Source organism: Ilyomonas limi (genome assembly GCF_005233845.1).
In the GTDB taxonomy this organism is placed as follows: domain Bacteria; phylum Bacteroidota; class Bacteroidia; order Chitinophagales; family Chitinophagaceae; genus Ilyomonas; species Ilyomonas limi.
This window is the reverse complement of sequence record NZ_SZQL01000002.1, coordinates 36,833-53,784: the sequence shown is the minus strand read 5'-3', so window position 1 is coordinate 53,784 and position 16,952 is coordinate 36,833. Positions and strand designations below refer to the sequence as shown.

At 41.9% G+C, this 16,952-nt stretch carries 16 protein-coding genes; 6 read left to right on the top strand and 10 right to left on the bottom strand.

Annotation, left to right across the window (positions count from 1 at the left end; translation table 11 throughout):
* Positions 1 to 166 precede the first annotated feature (166 nt).
* The 3 genes from FC093_RS03550 to FC093_RS03540 all read right to left on the bottom strand — a co-directional run bounded on the left by FC093_RS03550 (position 167) and on the right by FC093_RS03540 (position 3,643).
* Positions 167 to 1,426 carry a S1C family serine protease gene (locus FC093_RS03550; RefSeq protein WP_137260381.1) on the bottom strand — a complete coding sequence of 420 codons (1,260 nt, stop codon included), beginning with the start codon at positions 1,424 to 1,426 and terminating at the stop codon, positions 167 to 169.
* A 390-nt stretch (positions 1,427 to 1,816) separates the two neighbouring features.
* Positions 1,817 to 2,995, bottom strand: a complete 1,179-nt coding sequence (locus FC093_RS03545; protein WP_137260380.1) for a trans-sulfuration enzyme family protein — start codon at positions 2,993 to 2,995, stop codon at positions 1,817 to 1,819.
* 204 nt (positions 2,996 to 3,199) lie between these two features.
* Positions 3,200 to 3,643: an OsmC family protein gene (locus FC093_RS03540; protein WP_137260379.1), complete on the bottom strand. Its 444-nt coding sequence runs from the start codon at positions 3,641 to 3,643 to the stop codon at positions 3,200 to 3,202.
* A gap of 103 nt (positions 3,644 to 3,746) precedes the next feature.
* Between FC093_RS03540 and FC093_RS03535 the strand changes: the two genes are divergently transcribed.
* The gene (locus FC093_RS03535) at positions 3,747 to 4,073 is read left to right on the top strand and encodes a DMT family transporter (RefSeq protein WP_137260378.1); all 327 of its coding nucleotides are present in this window, start codon (positions 3,747 to 3,749) and stop codon (positions 4,071 to 4,073) included.
* Here FC093_RS03535 and FC093_RS03530 read toward each other — a convergent pair.
* The 7 genes from FC093_RS03530 to pyrR all read right to left on the bottom strand — a co-directional run bounded on the left by FC093_RS03530 (position 4,070) and on the right by pyrR (position 9,825).
* Complete coding sequence (locus FC093_RS03530; RefSeq protein WP_137260377.1) at positions 4,070 to 4,882, bottom strand: glutaminyl-peptide cyclotransferase; 813 nt, start codon at positions 4,880 to 4,882, stop codon at positions 4,070 to 4,072. The two genes, FC093_RS03535 and FC093_RS03530, sit on opposite strands and share 4 nt — an antisense overlap.
* Positions 4,883 to 4,970: 88 nt before the next feature.
* Positions 4,971 to 5,942 carry a YihY/virulence factor BrkB family protein gene (locus FC093_RS03525; protein ID WP_137260376.1) on the bottom strand — a complete coding sequence of 324 codons (972 nt, stop codon included), beginning with the start codon at positions 5,940 to 5,942 and terminating at the stop codon, positions 4,971 to 4,973.
* 3 nt (positions 5,943 to 5,945) lie between these two features.
* Positions 5,946 to 6,980, bottom strand: coding sequence for an endolytic transglycosylase MltG (mltG, locus tag FC093_RS03520; RefSeq protein WP_137260375.1), 1,035 nt, complete (start codon positions 6,978 to 6,980; stop codon positions 5,946 to 5,948).
* A gap of 183 nt (positions 6,981 to 7,163) precedes the next feature.
* Positions 7,164 to 7,643 (bottom strand): pantetheine-phosphate adenylyltransferase, encoded by a 480-nt coding sequence (gene coaD, locus FC093_RS03515; protein ID WP_137260374.1) that lies wholly within the window; start codon positions 7,641 to 7,643, stop codon positions 7,164 to 7,166.
* Positions 7,644 to 7,833: 190 nt separating this feature from the next.
* A complete protein-coding gene (locus FC093_RS03510; RefSeq protein WP_137260373.1) occupies positions 7,834 to 8,760 on the bottom strand; it encodes an aspartate carbamoyltransferase catalytic subunit in 927 nt (308 codons plus the stop codon).
* Between the two features lie 214 nt (positions 8,761 to 8,974).
* The gene (locus FC093_RS23660; RefSeq protein WP_170970983.1) at positions 8,975 to 9,115 is read right to left on the bottom strand and encodes a hypothetical protein; all 141 of its coding nucleotides are present in this window, start codon (positions 9,113 to 9,115) and stop codon (positions 8,975 to 8,977) included.
* Positions 9,116 to 9,303: 188 nt separating this feature from the next.
* Positions 9,304 to 9,825: a bifunctional pyr operon transcriptional regulator/uracil phosphoribosyltransferase PyrR gene (pyrR, locus tag FC093_RS03505; protein ID WP_137260372.1), complete on the bottom strand. Its 522-nt coding sequence runs from the start codon at positions 9,823 to 9,825 to the stop codon at positions 9,304 to 9,306.
* Positions 9,826 to 10,230: 405 nt separating this feature from the next.
* Between pyrR and FC093_RS03500 the strand changes: the two genes are divergently transcribed.
* The 5 genes from FC093_RS03500 (at position 10,231) to FC093_RS03480 (ending at position 16,895) form a co-directional block, all read left to right on the top strand.
* Complete coding sequence (locus FC093_RS03500) at positions 10,231 to 11,478, top strand: thioredoxin family protein (protein WP_137260371.1); 1,248 nt, start codon at positions 10,231 to 10,233, stop codon at positions 11,476 to 11,478.
* A gap of 198 nt (positions 11,479 to 11,676) precedes the next feature.
* Complete coding sequence (locus tag FC093_RS03495) at positions 11,677 to 12,420, top strand: electron transfer flavoprotein subunit beta/FixA family protein (protein WP_137260370.1); 744 nt, start codon at positions 11,677 to 11,679, stop codon at positions 12,418 to 12,420.
* Positions 12,421 to 12,562: 142 nt separating this feature from the next.
* A complete protein-coding gene (locus tag FC093_RS03490) occupies positions 12,563 to 13,528 on the top strand; it encodes an electron transfer flavoprotein subunit alpha/FixB family protein (protein ID WP_137260369.1) in 966 nt (321 codons plus the stop codon).
* Positions 13,529 to 13,677: 149 nt separating this feature from the next.
* Positions 13,678 to 14,073, top strand: coding sequence for a DUF5684 domain-containing protein (locus FC093_RS03485; RefSeq protein WP_137260368.1), 396 nt, complete (start codon positions 13,678 to 13,680; stop codon positions 14,071 to 14,073).
* 251 nt (positions 14,074 to 14,324) lie between these two features.
* A complete protein-coding gene (locus tag FC093_RS03480) occupies positions 14,325 to 16,895 on the top strand; it encodes a zinc-dependent metalloprotease (RefSeq protein ID WP_137260367.1) in 2,571 nt (856 codons plus the stop codon).
* Positions 16,896 to 16,952 lie beyond the last annotated feature (57 nt).

The following is a 16,952-nucleotide window of genomic DNA, read 5'->3' as shown; positions in this document are numbered from 1 at the left end:
CAGTAAAAATTGCTTCGTTTCTCAATAACAAAAAACCCGCCTTTTATAGGCGGGCTTCATGGTTGCAGTATTCCTGTTTAATAAGAAAACCAATATTGCTGTCTTTACCTATTTCATCTTGCTATCGAACAAAGCCTTTAAACAAAGAATGAAACTGCTCATTTATTTATTCATCTCCCTCGCTGTTGAATTCATTTCTACCTCTATCTGGCTGCTGTTGATAATTGCCTGCAGCACCTTGCAAGGTAACCGTAGTTGTATTTTCGGCACCATTGCGCTTATAAGTTACTTCTATCTTATCGCCAGGACGAAGCGAAGAAATCTTGCCAACCATTTCAGTTCCGGTGTTAATAGCAGTGCCGTTGATAGCTGTAATAAAATCACCTTTTTCAATACCTGCTTTTTCGGCGGCGCTGCCTTGCGCAACTTCCATTACATATACGCCGTCACCATCGGGAATATTGTATTTTTTACGATCAGCATCGCTCATCTGGTCGCTACCAAATTGCACACCTAAATACGCTCTTTTCGCGCTGCCATATTTCACAATATCACTTGCAACACGGCGTACCAGATTGGATGGAATAGCGTAAGAATAACCTGCGTATGAACCCGTGGGCGAAGCAATAGCGGAGTTAATACCAATTAATTCACCACCGGTGTTTACCAATGCACCGCCACTATTGCCGGGGTTAACGGCAGCATCGGTTTGAATGAATGATTCTATAGGCGCCTCGCTATTTCGGCCGTTAATACCAATACTTCTTGATTTGGCACTTATAATGCCCGAAGTAACGGTGGTTTCGAGGTTTAAAGGATAACCAATTGCCAATACCCATTGACCAACCTTCACATCATCGGAGTTGGCGAAAGAAAGATAAGGGAAGTTGTTGCCTTCAATTTTGATAACTGCCAGATCGGTACTGGGGTCGGTACCAATTACTTTGGCTTTATAATCTTTTTTATCATTCAATGTAACGAGCAAACCATCGGCTTTCTCCACTACGTGGTTGTTGGTAACAATGTAGCCATCTTTGCTGATAAGCACGCCGGAGCCAGAACCTACCTGCCGTACATTGCTACCAGCATCAGCATTATCTTCTCCATCTTTGTACGACATGCCACCAAAACCATCAAAAAAACCGCTACCGTTTTGCGCAAAAGGATTAAAGCTTTGCTGCCTTGGCTGTTGCATTACTTTGATGTGTACTACGGCCGGCGTTGCAGATGCCGCTGCATTCTCAAAATTAACGGATGGCACTATGGCATCTTTTTCCGTATATTTTGCAGGCTGAAAAATGTAATTAGCCGAAGGTTTGATGGAAGCCAGCAAATCTCCATTTTCATATTTGCCATACACCCATACGCCGCTAATGGCAGTGGCTGCACTTATCGCGGATACAGCAATCAATTGTTTAAATGTCATGTTTCTAATAGTTTTTTGTTTTGTACACCAAAAGTGAGTGGCACTTATGAAGCAATTCTGTAGAAAACTGTAAAGCTGGTGTTAAACGTGGAGGGCAGGGAAATGAAGTGTTTGGAGAATAGGGTATTGATGCAAAAAGAGTTTGTAGTAAGAGGAAAGCGATTTATATAAAAATACAGGTAGATATATAAGTATTAACCCAGATATACCTGATGCCATCAGCTAACCCCCGAAGCATTTAAGTTCCGGATTGTTTTTGTTTAATAAAAAATGGTTTAGAAATTTTTGTTTGGCAATAGTTGGCGCATGAACATCATCCTGCTGTAGCAAAGCGCTGACAGGATTTAGAACCCTGTCAGCGTTTATTTTTTCTGAAAAACAGCTTTTTAGTTAGGCTTTATCCAAAGCCTGCATAATATCTGCAATAATATCATCGGCATGTTCCAGACCTGCGGATATTCTTATTAAACCGGGTGTGATACCTACTGCCAATCTTTCTGCTTCGGTAAGTTTAGAATGGGTGGTACTTGCCGGGTGCGATGCAATACTGCGCGAATCGCCGAGGTTAGATGTTAAGGAAAGCAGTTCCAAAGCATCCAGAAAATTTACGCCTTTTTCAATGCCACCCTTTATTTCAAAACACAAAATACCGCCACCTGCTTGCATTTGCTTGATGGCAATATCGTATTGCGGATGACTGGGCAGAAAAGGATATTTAACCCAGGCTACTTTATCATTTTTTTCTAAGACCTGCGCTATTTTTATTGCATTTTCGCAATGGCGTTGCAGGCGTACGTCCAGTGTTTCCAGGCTTTTGCTCAATATCCATGCATTAAAAGCCGACATCGCCGGACCTGTATTGCGGCAGAACAAATAGATTTCTCTTATTAAATCTTTATTACCAACTACAACGCCACCCAGCACACGCCCTTGCCCATCCATCCATTTGGTGGCAGAATGTACTACGAGATGCGCTCCATAAGCCATAGGCTGTTGCAACAGCGGTGTAACAAAGCAATTGTCCACATTGAGAATAATGTTGTGTTTTTTTGCAAATTGTCCCGCCCATTCCAGGTCTATAATTTCCAACTGCGGATTGGTAGGCGTTTCTAAGTACATCATTTTGGTGTTGGGCTTCACCGCTTTTTCCCATGCTTCTTTGTCATTTGCCGGCACCATCGTGTATTCAATGCCATAGCGCGGAAAATATTTGGTAACAATAGTAAAGGTGCTGCCAAATACCGAACTGCAACACAGTAAATGATCGCCTGCCTTTAGCGGCGCAATAAGGCTGGCAAACACGGCTGCCATGCCCGAAGCCATTGCAAAGCCCGCCTCTGCGCCTTCCAGCGCGCATACTTTAGCTACAAATTCATCTACTGTTGGATTGCTGTAACGACTGTAAATATTGGCATCATTTTCTTCGGTAAAGGCGCCGCGCATAGTATCCGCATCCTCAAACGTAAAGCTGCTGGTGAGATACATAGGTGCAGAGTGTTCCATGTGCTGCGTCTGGGTAGATCGCATGCGTACAGCTTTTGTTTGCGGATGCCAGTTGTTTTTATCCATTCTTTATTATGAGTTGTTAAATTGTGAATTGTTAGTTGTGAGTAGTGAATATGAGTGTGGAGTTGTGAGCAGTGAGTACTTTATGTGAATTGCCAATGGTGAATGGTGAGGAAAGCCTGTTCTCACTTTTTACCTTTTATTGCTCACCCTATTCTTTTACTTACAATTAATAATTCTCACTACTCACAAACCTGCCATTCCCGTTCATGCTGTTTGTACAGCAGCTACATCATTCACTAATACTTTGTACTGAATGTTGGTGCCGGCTGCAATTAGCGTAGCCGCTACGCTGCAATACTTTTCTATAGATAAGTTGGCTGCACGCTGTGCTTTGGCCGGTTCTACATCACCATAAATATGAAATTCTACTTCAATATCCTTCCACAAAGATGGTTCTTTGCCGTGTTCGCGCTCACCGCGCACTACCATTTTGTAGTCAGTAACTTTTTGTCGTTGTTTATTTAATATACTAATCACATCTATAGCGCTGCAACCTGCAAGCCCCATCAGTAATAATTGCATTGGACGCGCACCATAATTTTTACCCCCACTTTCGGGGCTGGAATCTATTTGCACGCGGTGACCATTGGCATCTGTAGCTACAAAGCCATACTCCAACTGCTCGCGTGTAAGTTCTATTGTTTGCATATAAATACAGAATTTGGTGTGCGAAGTTAGGCATTTAGCGCCTTTGCTCTTTTATCGTGCAAATGCTGCGCTATTTTTGCAGGCTTTTTTACAATTGTTTGATATGGATTGGCTTCTACTAATTATTGCGGGTCTCCTGGAAATAGGTTTCAGTATTTCGTTGGCAAAAATGAAAGATACCACCGGCTCTCCATTTATTTTCTGGACGGTACTATTTTTAGTATTCCTTTTTGTAAGCCTTTGGCTGATGTATAAAGCAGTGGATACCATACCGGTAGGCACCGCTTATGCAGTATGGACCGGCATCGGCTCGGTAGGTACGGTGATTGTTGGCATTCTATTTTTTAATGAACCCGCCGACTTCTGGCGGCTGTTTTTCATTTTTACGTTAATCGCTTCTGTTATTGGGTTAAAAGTCGTTTCAGATTAATGTTGTTTGTTCAGCTTTATTTCAAACAGCGCCGGCCAGCGCTTGCCGGTAATGTATAAAGCATCTTTAGTGCTGTCGTAAGCAATGCCGTTCAATACATCCTCATTAGGATCGTTGAGTGTAATGCCACTGTTTTGTACTAAGTTCTGCAAGTTTATTTGTCCAACTACCTGACCGCTTTGAGGATCAATTTTTAGAATAATATTCTCAAACCAAACATTGGCGTAAATGGCTCCGTTTACATATTCCAGTTCATTTATTTTTCCCACCGGACCATAATTGTTAGTAACGCTTACTGTGTTTACTATTTGAAAATTATCCGGGTTTACAATGTACAGATTGCTGCTGCCTGTGCTGATAATGAGGTGCTTGCCATCTGTAGTCATGCCCCAGCCTTCGTAGGGCCAATTAAACTCCTGAATTTTTTTGAAGGTTGTTAAATCGTACACATATACTTTGTGCTGCTGGTAAGTAAGCTGATAAATTTTACCGTTTAAAATGGCTATGCCCTCACCAAAATCTGTTGGCAGCATTTTAGATTCCTGTACAATTTTTCCATTGTTGAGGTCGGTTTTTACCAGGCGGCTTTTATTTTCCAGTCCCGTACTTTCGTACAGGTGATCATTATGCCATATCAATCCTTCGGTGAAGAAGGAAGTATCGTGCGGATACATTTTTACTACGGAATAATTAATAGCCGGCGGGGGCGGATTGCTGTTATCTTCAACAGAAATATTGCCGCTATTAGTATCGTTGTTGTTGCATGCAACAAAGAGGAGTATAGAAAGGGCTGCCAGAAATTTTTTCATACAAAAAAATGAACGGGGCAAATGTAGCAATGCAAGTATTAATATAATGTTGGAAATTTATGGTTCTATTGAACTGAAGATTATCCGGTCATTCTTTACGAACAGGATTATTTTCTTTTTTCGATTCTTTCAATTTTCTCTTAGCTGCCAAAATGTATATGCTTAAGTTTAATTCATAGCCAATCAACAGCATTAATGAATTAAGAAAAATAAGCAGCATGATGATGATCAGCGAGCCAATCGAACCATATACTTTATTGTAATTGGACATGTTTTGCGCCCAAAAAGAAAAAAGAGAAGTAATTGCGATCATAAGTATGGCGGCAATAACAGCACCAGGTGTAAACAACTTGCGCCTGATGGTATAAGAAGGCGCATATTTATAAATATAACCAATAGCATATACAAACAAAAAGAAGCCGACCAGTAGCCGGGAATTTTGAATAATAGCTTGCAATGTGGCATTATGGATATTGAGCCACGACATGATTTTACCAAACATATATCCTTGTCCCACCGAAATAAGGATGGTGCCAATAATCAGTCCGATAAGCATACTGATCAAGCGAATGGCACGCAACCTTTTTTTGATGAAATTGGTCTTCCTTTTTTCATTTAGCGAACGGTCAAAAGCGCGAATAACGCCCATCATGGCGTTGGATGCTGTAAAGACCACCAGTAAAAAGCCTATAGAAATAAGTCCGGTAGTATTATTTTTAAAAAAGTCATTCAAAAGCTGAACCAGCACTTTTTTAGTGTCGGAGCTAGGTGTAAAATCTCTTACAAAATGCAGCAATTCTTTGTACACCTGCTGCGAGCCGGGCACAATAGGTACCAGGGTGCATAAAAAAAGCAGAATGGCCGGAATGGCCATTACTAAATTGAAGGAAATAGCTGCGGCGCGGATGTTTAAACCATGTTGTTTTATTTGTGCAGCCAGTACAGAAAATACATCGTATAAGCAGATGCCCTGAAAGCCTGGCAGCGTATGCCTTTTGCTCCATTCCCTGATGAATGAAACAGGACCCGAAGTGAATAATATGCGTTCCAGTTTTATCAAGGCTTATTGTGCTTTTTGCTTCGCGGCTACACGCTCGTTCAGCGCCTGCTGGTACTGCTTGGCATACTGCTGGTGCTGGGCATAATTGCTGCTGAACTGGTGATAGCCGCTGAAATCGCTTTTAGCTACAAAGAAAAGATAATCTGTGGAAGGAGCATTCAATACCGCATCAATCGTTTTTTCCGAAGGCGTGCAAATTGGCCCGGGCGGCAAGCCAGCATTGCGGTACGTATTGTAAGGCGATGCTACCTGCAAATGCCCGTACAAAATTCTTTTCAATGCAAAATCTTTTAGCGCAAATTTGATGGTCGGGTCGGCACCCAGTGGCATGCCTTTTTTGTAACGATTGATATAAACAGAAGCAATTTCGCCTTTCTCATCATTTTTATTGGTTTCTTCTTCCACAATAGATGCAAGCGTATAAACCTGTTTTGGTGATAATCCCAGGCTATCGGCTTTTGCAAGGCGGCGGTCTTCGTGCCAGAACTTGTCTCTTTCTTTATCGAGGCGCTGCAATATTTTTTTTACCGAACTATTCCAGTTGATAATGTAAGTATCCGGGATAATAAGCGTAAACAAGGTATTCGTATCCACACCTAATGGCTGCAAAGAGTCATTACTGGTTAAAAATTGTAAGGCTTGCGCCGAATCGGTAGAAAAATTTTTGCCAACCAGTTTTGCCAGGTCGTTTGAGGTGCGCAATTTATTAATGACCAACCGGGCAGGCGCCTGCACATTGTTGCGCAACCGGCGTGCAAGGTCTATCAGGCTTTCCCCTTTTTCTATTTCAAAGCGTCCGGGCTTCAGCCGGTTCCAAACATTCATCCGGTCGGCGAGTATATTGAAGAGCCACAGGTTTCTTATATAATTACTATCCTGCAACTGCTGCTCAATTTGCTGCTTCGGCGGCAGAGAATCGTACGCATATATGTACTTCGATTTTGCATCAAATGTAGTGGCACTGCCAAACACCATCCAGGCGAATATGCAGCCTGCGATAATAGTTACAATAAACAGTAGGAGAATAATTTTTTTCATGCTAAAAAAATATAGCAAATAACAGGCAGTAAAAGTAAATTAGTTGTTATACATAAACTATTTATTGCGCTAATGTAACAACACATAATAATGCAGGTAAATAAAGCTCCGGCAACTAATAGTTTATAGACCTATATACCTGAATACCGCAGCATCCGGACTAGTGAACCTGTAAACTTATGCTTACTGCTTATTTCCATAAATAGATTGCCGTACGGGTTCGGGTACAAAGGAACTGGCGTCGCCGCCGTGGCGTATTACGTCTCTTACCAGGGTAGAGGCAATTGAAGTAAACTGTGGTGCGCAGGTAAGAAAAATAGTTTCGATATTGTGGTCGAGGCTGCGGTTCATATCAGCAATTACTTTTTCGTATTCAAAGTCGCTTACATAGCGAATGCCGCGGAGTATGTAGGTAGCATTTACGCTTTTGCAGCAATCCACAGTTAAACCTTCATAAATCAAGGCATCTACACGCGGCTCGTCTTTATAAATTGTTTTTATCCATTCCAGCCGCTGCTCCTCACTGTACATGGGCTGTTTATTGGCATTTTTACCAATGCCAATAAACATTTTATCAAAAAGGCTAAGGCTACGGTTAATAATATCTATATGCCCCAAAGTAATGGGATCGAAAGTGCCGGGAAATAAACAGATACGCGACATGTGATGAGTTTGTGAATGGTGAATTATCAGTTGTGAGTAATAATGGTGAATAGCGAATGGTCAATAGTGAATGAAAATGGATAAAATGCTATTGTAGATGTGGGACATTTGGTTGAATAAAAATGTAAATCAACCATTAATTAAACTAACCTTCTAAGCGCGCTCCTGTGGAGCGGACTTGGGTGAGGTCTTAATCTCTGTCTGCCAGCAAATACAAAGCCGCCATGCGCACCGCTACCCCGTTTTCTACCTGGTTGAGAATAATGGAATGTGGGCCATTGGCTACATCGCTGTCCAGTTCCACCCCGCGGTTGATTGGTCCCGGATGCATAATCACAATTTCTTTGTTGAGGCTGTCCAGCATTTTTTTATTAATACCATACGCCAAACTGTACTCGCGCAAGGAAGAAAACAAGGGTTGGTTCATGCGTTCTAATTGAATACGAAGCACATTAGCCACATCGCACCATTGCAATGCCTTTAGTACATTGTATTCTACCCGCACGCCCAAGGCTTCGCTAATGTATTTTGGAATGAGTGTTGGCGGTCCGGCTACGGTTACGTCAGCGCCCATTTTAGTAAGTAAATAAATATTGCTAAGCGCTACACGGCTGTGCATAATATCACCAATAATTGCCACTTTCAAACCTTCGAGCGAACGATTGAGTTTCTCCTGCATGGAATACGCATCGAGCAATGCCTGCGTGGGATGTTCATTAATCCCATCGCCTGCATTGATGATGGCTGCCGGTATGTGTTTTGCCAAAAAATGCGGTGCACCGCTGGCGCTGTGCCGCATTACTACCATATCTACCTTCATGCTCAAAATATTGTTGACAGTGTCCAGCAACGTTTCGCCCTTGGCAACAGAAGAAGCACTGGCAGTAAAGTTGAGCGAATCGGCAGATAAGCGTTTTTCTGCCAGTTCAAAAGACATGCGTGTGCGTGTAGAGTTTTCGAAAAACAAATTTACCACCGTTACATCGCGCAACGACGGGACTTTCTTTACAGGACGCTGTAAAACTTCTTTGAACTGTGCAGCGGTAGATAAAATAAGCGCAATATCTTCTTTGGCAAGATCTTTAATGCCCAGCAGATGTGGCGTGGATAGTTTCATTAAAAAGCGAAGATAAAAGATTTAAGAAAACAAGAAGCAAGATTCAGGAAACAAGAGAAATAATGAACAAGAGAGGAGACAAGATTTAAAACAAGGAGCAGGTGAAGAGGAAATATTATACAGGTTTTTTAATAATGGCAGAAGGAATTTTCCTTCTTTATTCTGCTTCATCAGGCAAGGCTGTTCTGTGCTTCTTCATATAATAAAATCAATTTTAGCAGTGTATGCTTTCCTTTTGCTTCACGGCGGCGATCCTGCGGTTCATTTTTTCATCTGCAATGCCTAAGCTATCAGCAGGTTCTATGTAATTGGCATCAGCAGAGTTACTAGCTCTTACCAGGTTTATTATATTCATTATTAATAATGTCCCATTTTAACTGCTGCAAAAAATGCTTATCCTTTCCGTGAATTTACAAAACCTGTCCTCCAACTCTTGTGACATAACTTTTAGCTGGTGAAATGTGTTAATTTTTAAATTTTATTTCTTTGACTATTTTCCCCGAACTGAACAGTCTTACACCTTATGACTTGCCTCTTGTATCTTCACATCAACACCACCTCATCTACCTCATGTTTTTCTTTCCAGTGTACCAGCACTTTTTGTGAAGGAAAAGTGTCTATGGTTTTGCCAACATAATCTGCCTGAATGGGAAATTCGCGGCTAAAGCGGCGGTCTATCAACACGCACAACTGCACTTTGGCGGGGCGTCCAAAATCCTGCAATGCATCCAAAGCAGCGCGGATGGTTCTGCCCGTCCACAGCACATCATCTATAATAATAACCTGTTTGTTTTCTATGCTAAAAGGAATATCGGTGGCATTGGGAATATGCAAATTGCTGCGCACATCATCGCGATAAAAAGTAATGTCCAGCTTGCCATAGTGAATAGCTGAAGGGGTTACTAAATTTTTTAATTCATACACAATCCTATCGCTCAGGTAAATGCCTCTCGGCTGAATGCCGATAAGCACCGTTTCTTGCAAGCTGAGGTGATCTTCCAACACCTGGTGCGCCAGCCGCTTTACGCTCAACGCTACCTGCTGTTCGGTTAATATTGATTTCAAAACGGTATAAATTTTTGGATAAAAGTAAAGGAAACAAGAGCAACGAGCAAACGAAGCGCCGCATAAATAAAACAGGTGTCATTTTTGTTCTTTCTACCAGATTACATGCATTTCTATTTTTACAGCATAAGTATTACGTTGGATCGTAAGTAGTTTTTTATCTACCTTATTACCTTAATAAAAAGGAATAATACACTATTCAATGCTTTATTGGCTTGTAGTTATTGGAAATAAGGTTGGTCTTCTTCTTTGTAATGGCATTTTACTAAGGCAATAAGGTCTTTTTCCTTATGAATTGCATCTTCAGGGAGAAGTATTAGAAACGTAATTGAAAATGCATACATTTTACACAGTTTATCACCTTATTTGCAATTACTTAAATATCTTCAACTAAATTTTTATCGTATGAAAAACATCATTCAATGGTTGCTTTGCCTTTTGCCAATTGCTGCTTTAGCACAGGACAAAGGGGTACATTTTGAGCAAGGGCTTACGTGGCAGCAGGTACAGGCAAAAGCCAAAGCTGAACATAAATATATTTTTATGGATTGCTTTACTACCTGGTGCGGTCCCTGCAAATATATGAGTGCGCAGATTTTTCCGCAGGAGGCAGTCGGCGATCTGATGAATGCCAATTTCATCAATGTAGGTGTGCAACTGGACACTACCGACAGCGATAATGAGGAAGTAAAAAGCTGGTATGCCGCGGGACACGATATTGCCAAAGAATACGGGATAATGGCTTATCCAACATTTTTAATTTTTGACCAGAATGGCAAGCTTGTTCACCGCATTGTGGGTGCTGCGCAAACGGGTGACGAATTTATAGCTAAAGCTAAAGAAGCATTAGACCCTGCAAAGCAATATTATCCAATGCTGGCTAAATACAAAGCAGGACAAAAAGATTCAGCCTTCTTATACAACCTTGCTATGGCTGCCTTACACGCTTACGACGATAAAACCGGTTCGCAGATAGCAAACGACTATTTAGCAACGCAAAGCAATATTTATACCCCTAAAACACTTAACCTGCTGCAGGCTTTTACACAAAGCAGCAAGGACAAAGGTTTTCAGATAATGCTTCAAAACCCTGAAAAAGTAGATGCAGTATTGGGTAAAGGCGTTGCTGAAAATGGGGTTAACCGTATTATTTTTTATGAAGAAGTGGTGCCCGTATTATTTAACCGGTATGCACCTATTGCCGGCGAGCCGAACTGGAATAAGCTGAAAGATAGTGTGCAGTTAAAATATCCCGCCAAGGCCAATGAAGTGATTGCCTATTCAAAGGTGCTTTTTTATATGAATCGCCAGCAGTGGAATGACTTTGGCCCAGCCATCGTTGCATATATGAAAAGCTATGGCGATAATGTATCGCAAGGCAATTTGAATGAATATGCCTGGACTGTTTTTCAAAACTGCAGCGATGAAAACTGCCTGCAAAGTGCGCTGGAATGGAGCAAACGTTCTTTTGAGAAGGAACAAAACCCGGCATATATGGACACATATGCCAATATCCTGTACCGTTTAGGACGTAAAGATGAAGCGATAGAATGGGAACAAAAAGCAATGGATTTGGTGGTAAATGAAGCCGAGAAAAAAGGCTATCAGCAAACTTTAGACAAAATGAAAGCCGGCGAGAAAACATGGAATTAAGTTTTTTCAAACCGCAATGGCGCTGAGGTGCAAAGGTGTGTTTGGAACAAAAGGCAAGTTGCTTTTTCATAAACGAGTCTATGGGCTGAGTTTTGCCCGGATAATTATTCTCGTATTCTTATTTACTGAATACTTGAATACTTGTTCCTTGTATCTTGTTTCCCGACTGTTATCTTTGCGGCTCTCAAATATTATTGCATGAAAATATTAGTTTGTATAAGTAAAACACCGGATACTACTTCAAAGATTGCTTTTAAAGAAAACAATACAAAGTTTGACGAGGCTAGTGTGCAATGGATTATCAATCCATACGACGAATGGTATTCGCTGGTGCGTGCTATTGAGTTAAAGGAAAAAGATGCCTCTATAACTATCACGCTTGTTCATGTAGGCGGTGCAGATAGCGATCCCATTATCCGCAAAGCATTGGCGTTAGGTGGCGATGAAGCCGTTCGCATCAATGCGCAAAGTGATGATACCTATTTTGTAGCAGCACAAATAGCCGAAGTGGCGAAACAGGGCAACTATGACTTAATTTTTACCGGTAAAGAAACAATAGATTATAATGCTTCTGCTATTGGCGGCATGGTAGCAGAATTATTGGATTTGCCCTATATATCATTAGCTACCAAATTTGAATTGAACAGCACAACGGCTGTGGTGACCCGCGAAATTGAGGGTGGCGAAGAAGTGGACGAAGTGGCTTTGCCTGCTGTTGTTAGTTGTCAGAAGGGGGTTGCCGAGCAACGCATCCCCAATATGCGCGGCATTATGGCTGCCCGTACCAAACCGCTAAAAGTGGTAGAACCTACCCCCATAGAAGCACTCACCAAAATAGTAAGCTACGAATTACCGCCTGCCAAAGCCGGTGTTAAAATGGTGCCTGCTACCGATATGGCAGAACTGGTGCGGCTGCTGCACGAAGAAGCAAGAGTTATATAAAAATGAGAAGCAAGAAAAAGATATTTAAGTTACAACTTATTTCTCACCTCTTATAATTGGCAATTCACTATTAAATACGCTCTTTTCATTTCCTTCACCATCTGCGGAGAAGAGTAGGGAAGAGGGCACAAATTCACAAAAAATGTCTGTTCTCATATTCGTTGACCAAGCTGAAGGTCAGATAAGAAAAGCATCATTAGAAGCATTAAGCTATGGCGTGGCCTTGGCTAAACAGATAGGCACTACCGCTAATGCTGTAGTACTGGGTAATTTGGCAAAAAATGCAGCCGATCTTGGCAGTTATGGCGTATCCAAAGTATATCACGGCGAAAGTGATACCTTCAACACAATGGATGCTCAGGCTTACACAAATGCCATCATGGAAGCTGTACAAAAAAGCAATGCAGAAGTAATCGTTTTCTCCCACAACCAAACCGGACGTGCTGTAGCGCCGCGCATAGCTGCAAAACTCAAAGCCGGGCTTGTTGCCGGTGCAGTGGCTTTGCCCGATACCAGCAATGGTTTTGCGGTGCGTAAGTCGGTTTTTTCTGGAAAAGCATTTGCCAATGTAGCCATCACTTCACCGGTGAAAGTAATAACCGTTAATCCAAATAGTTTTCGCATTGCTGAAACCGGCAGCGAAACCGCACAGGTAGAAAAATTGGATGCTACCGCCGATAATGCTAAGGTAAAAGCAGCCACCGTCAATAAAGTACAAGGCGAAGTACCACTTACTGAGGCAGAAATTGTAGTAAGCGGTGGTCGCGGAATGAAAGGGCCTGAAAACTGGGGCATCCTCGAAGACCTTGCGCATTCATTACATGCAGCATTGGCCTGCAGCCGCCCGGTAGCCGATGCACACTGGCGCCCCCACCACGAGCATGTGGGACAAACGGGTATTCAGGTATCACCAAATTTATATATTGCCGTAGGTATTTCTGGTGCCATACAGCATCTTGCCGGCGTAAACAGGAGCAAAGTGATGGTCGTGATTAATAAAGATGCAGAAGCACCTTTCTTCAAAGCGGCGGACTATGGCGTAGTTGGCGATTTGTTTGAAATAGTACCAAAACTTACAGAAGAAATCAAGAAGCTGAAAGGAGTATAACAAACATGTGAATTTATTCATTTTTAATAAGCGGTACTTTTCATTAAGTATCGCTTATTTATTGTTTAAAAGTATATAAAGTAGTATTTATTTTTATAATAAAACAGACATTTGACTTTTAAAACAAAACCAAAACATAAACAGATTTTATGATTCTTTTTGTAGTTGCTTATTTTGCTTACATCATTGCGATGGTGGTAGCCACCTGGAAAATTTATGAGAAAGCCGGTCAGCCAGGCTGGGCTGCTATTATTCCCTTTTACAACATTTATATTTTACTGAAAATAGTAGGTAAACCTGCATGGTGGTTGCTGCTGTTATGTATTCCTGTGGTAAATATTGTTTTTGGTATTTGGACGTATAATATACTTTCTAAAAGCTTTGGCAAAGACGAACTAACCACCTTGCTCATGTTTATCTTTGGTATAGGCATACTGCAACTGGGTTTTGGCGATGCGCAGTATCAGGGACCTTATGGCGATCCAATTGCTTTTCAAGCTTACAGCGGTGAGCATACCTTTGATTTTGAACAAACCGCTATGTAATAATAGTGTTTTACTGATACAAAAAGCAGTGCCTTTGCACTGCTTTTTGTTTTAAATATTGCTGATAAAACTTATTATAATCACACCTCTAAAACAAGTATTACAAAGTGTTTATTATTCGTCTTTGTACCCATTTGTGTATTTATAATATCAAAAGCAGATTATAAATTAGGTAATCATTAAATTAATTCCGGTCAGCATATCAATATCGCACATTATCTTCATCGCGTTTTAAAATTGTGAAGAACTGAATGAAAAATTTATTGTTACTGCTCTCCGTTACCGGATTAATAGCAGGATGTGCTACGCAAAAAAAATCCACTACAACTGCTGCTGCTAAGACCAATGTTCGCGCTACACCAGCCGGTGATACCACCAAACGATTGCCACCGCAAAAGATAGGCGCACCGAAACCTTACAACGAAGTAATTACCAGTAAAGCCATCACTAAGCCTGGCTTGTTTACCGTGCATAAAGTAGAGGAGAAATGGTATTTTGAAATACCGGACAGCCTGATGAACCGCGAAATCATTGCTATTACGCGCTACAGCAAAGTGCCCGGCGGCGCCGATGTGTATGGTGGCGAACTGGCTAATCAACAAACCATCGCCTGGGAAAAAGGTCCTAATAATAATGTCTTTTTGCGTGTAATTACTACTATTAATGTAGCTGATTCTTCCAATCAGATTTATAAAGCAGTTACCAATTCCAATCTCAACCCGATTGCGGGCGTGTTTGATATCAAAGCTTACGGCAAGGATACAACCGGCAAAGATTCTGCAACCGTAGTAATTGATGTTACTGATTTTTTCAGAGGAGATATTCAGGTGGTAAGCATCAATCCGTTTGATAAACGCGCTTATAATTTGTCCGGTCTCATCAGCGATAGGTCGTACATCGCTAACATCAACAGTTATCCTATCAATACCGAAGTGAAGACGGTAAAAACGTTCAATTCGGCGCCCAATTTTGGTGGATTTAGTGCCGGCCCATTTCCTTCTACTACTTTTCCGGCAGCCAGCGCAGCGGGAGCCGTTACTTTAGAAATTAATAATTCTTTTGTCCTGCTGCCTGCCACGCCCATGAATAAGCGCATGTTCGACCCGCGTGTAGGTTATTTTGCTGATGACTATACCAAGTATGGCGATGAACAACAGAAAGTAAAAAATGAAGTATTTGTGGTACGCTGGCGCTTAGAGCCAAAAGCCGAGGAAATGGATAAATGGAAGCGTGGCGAACTGGTAGAGCCAAAAAAGCCCATTGTGTATTATATTGATCCGGCTACGCCTAAAAAATGGCGTCCTTACCTGATAGCGGGTATCAACGACTGGCAAAAAGCATTTGAAAAAGCTGGTTTTAAGAATGCTATCATAGGCAAAGAATGGCCGGAAAACGATAGTAGCATGAGCCTGGAAGATGCCCGCTTTTCGGTAGTGCGCTATTTTGCTTCGAATATTGAAAATGCATACGGTCCCAACGTACACGACCCGCGCAGTGGTGAAATCATTGAAAGTCATATTGGCTGGTATCACAATGTAATGAAGCTGGTGCACGACTGGTATATGATACAAACTGCCGCCGTTGACCCCAAAGCCCGTAAAATGGAGTTTGATGATTCTTTGATGGGACAACTGGTACGCTTTGTTTCATCGCACGAAATTGGCCATACGCTTGGCTTGCGCCACAATATGGGCAGCAGCAGCACTACACCTGTTGAACTGCTTCGCAACAAAGCCTGGGTGGAAGCGCATGGACATACGGCTTCTATTATGGATTATGCCCGCTTTAATTATGTAGCCCAACCCGAGGACAGCATTACTGAAGCCGGCTTATTCCCGCGCATTGGCGATTATGACAAGTGGGCTATTCAATGGGGCTATGCTTATACGGGTGCTAAAAATGAAGAAGAGGATAAGAAGATTGTAAACAAATGGATTGTGGACAGCCTGAAAGCTAATCCGCGTCTATGGTTTGGTACCGAAACCAACCCCTACGATCCGCACTCACAAACTGAGGATTTGGGCAACGATAACATGAAAGCCAGTGCTTATGGCATTAAAAACCTGCAGCGCATATTGGCTAACCTGCCCGAATGGACAAAAGAAGAAGCAGATACATACGAGAATCTGGAGGACATGTACACGCAACTGGCATTGCAATACAACCGTTATATGTTTCATGTACTGAAAAATGTAGGTGGTGTGTATGAAGTTCCCAAAAGTATAGAGCAAAGCGGCGATGTGTATTCTCCCACACCAAAAACCACGCAAAAAGAAGCCATTGCTTTCTTAAACAAGCAGTTGTTTGAAACACCTACCTGGCTGGTAAACAGGGAGGTATTGAATAAATTTAGTAATCCTGTAACAGCAGAAACGGTAGGTAATATTCAAACGAACGTTATCAATAGTTTGGTTTCCAACTCGCGCCTGGGCCGGATGGTGTATAGTAGCTATCGCTTTGGTACTGCCAATACGTACAGCCCCGATGATATGCTCACCGATGCGGAAAGTGGCATCTGGAGCGAACTGGCTACTAAGAAACCAATAGATATGTACCGCCGCAATTTGCAAAAAACATACGCGGAAGCTTTGATAAATATATTGACGCCTTCTACCGGGATGATTACCATTAGTTTCGGATCCAGACCTGCTATTGGCGGCGGCGGCGTCAAATCAACCGATGTGGTATCCATTGCACGGGCACATTTAGTAGCATTGCGTAGCAGAATACTGGCTGCGGTACCGGGCACTTCTGATAAAATGAGCAAATATCATTTGCAGGATGTAGCTGAGAGAATCAAACAAGCATTGGAACCTAAATAATTGTATTTTTTTATATACAAGAGCCTGCCTTGGATAATGAGGCAGGCTCTTGTATTT

Excerpts from the sequence above, each read along its gene's own strand:
- FC093_RS03550 (WP_137260381.1), bottom strand. The coding sequence starts at position 1,426 with ATGACATTTAAACAATTGATTGCTGTATCCGCGATAAGTGCAGCCACT.
- FC093_RS03545 (WP_137260380.1), bottom strand. The coding sequence starts at position 2,995 with ATGGATAAAAACAACTGGCATCCGCAAACAAAAGCTGTACGCATGCGA.
- FC093_RS03540 (WP_137260379.1), bottom strand. The coding sequence starts at position 3,643 with ATGCAAACAATAGAACTTACACGCGAGCAGTTGGAGTATGGCTTTGTA.
- FC093_RS03535 (WP_137260378.1), top strand. The coding sequence starts at position 3,747 with ATGGATTGGCTTCTACTAATTATTGCGGGTCTCCTGGAAATAGGTTTC.
- FC093_RS03530 (WP_137260377.1), bottom strand. The coding sequence starts at position 4,882 with ATGAAAAAATTTCTGGCAGCCCTTTCTATACTCCTCTTTGTTGCATGC.
- mltG (WP_137260375.1), bottom strand. The coding sequence starts at position 6,980 with ATGAAAAAAATTATTCTCCTACTGTTTATTGTAACTATTATCGCAGGC.
- coaD (WP_137260374.1), bottom strand. The coding sequence starts at position 7,643 with ATGTCGCGTATCTGTTTATTTCCCGGCACTTTCGATCCCATTACTTTG.
- FC093_RS03510 (WP_137260373.1), bottom strand. The coding sequence starts at position 8,760 with ATGAAACTATCCACGCCACATCTGCTGGGCATTAAAGATCTTGCCAAA.
- FC093_RS23660 (WP_170970983.1), bottom strand. The coding sequence starts at position 9,115 with ATGAATATAATAAACCTGGTAAGAGCTAGTAACTCTGCTGATGCCAAT.
- FC093_RS03500 (WP_137260371.1), top strand. The coding sequence starts at position 10,231 with ATGAAAAACATCATTCAATGGTTGCTTTGCCTTTTGCCAATTGCTGCT.
- FC093_RS03495 (WP_137260370.1), top strand. The coding sequence starts at position 11,677 with ATGAAAATATTAGTTTGTATAAGTAAAACACCGGATACTACTTCAAAG.
- FC093_RS03490 (WP_137260369.1), top strand. The coding sequence starts at position 12,563 with ATGTCTGTTCTCATATTCGTTGACCAAGCTGAAGGTCAGATAAGAAAA.
- FC093_RS03485 (WP_137260368.1), top strand. The coding sequence starts at position 13,678 with ATGATTCTTTTTGTAGTTGCTTATTTTGCTTACATCATTGCGATGGTG.
- FC093_RS03480 (WP_137260367.1), top strand. The coding sequence starts at position 14,325 with ATGAAAAATTTATTGTTACTGCTCTCCGTTACCGGATTAATAGCAGGA.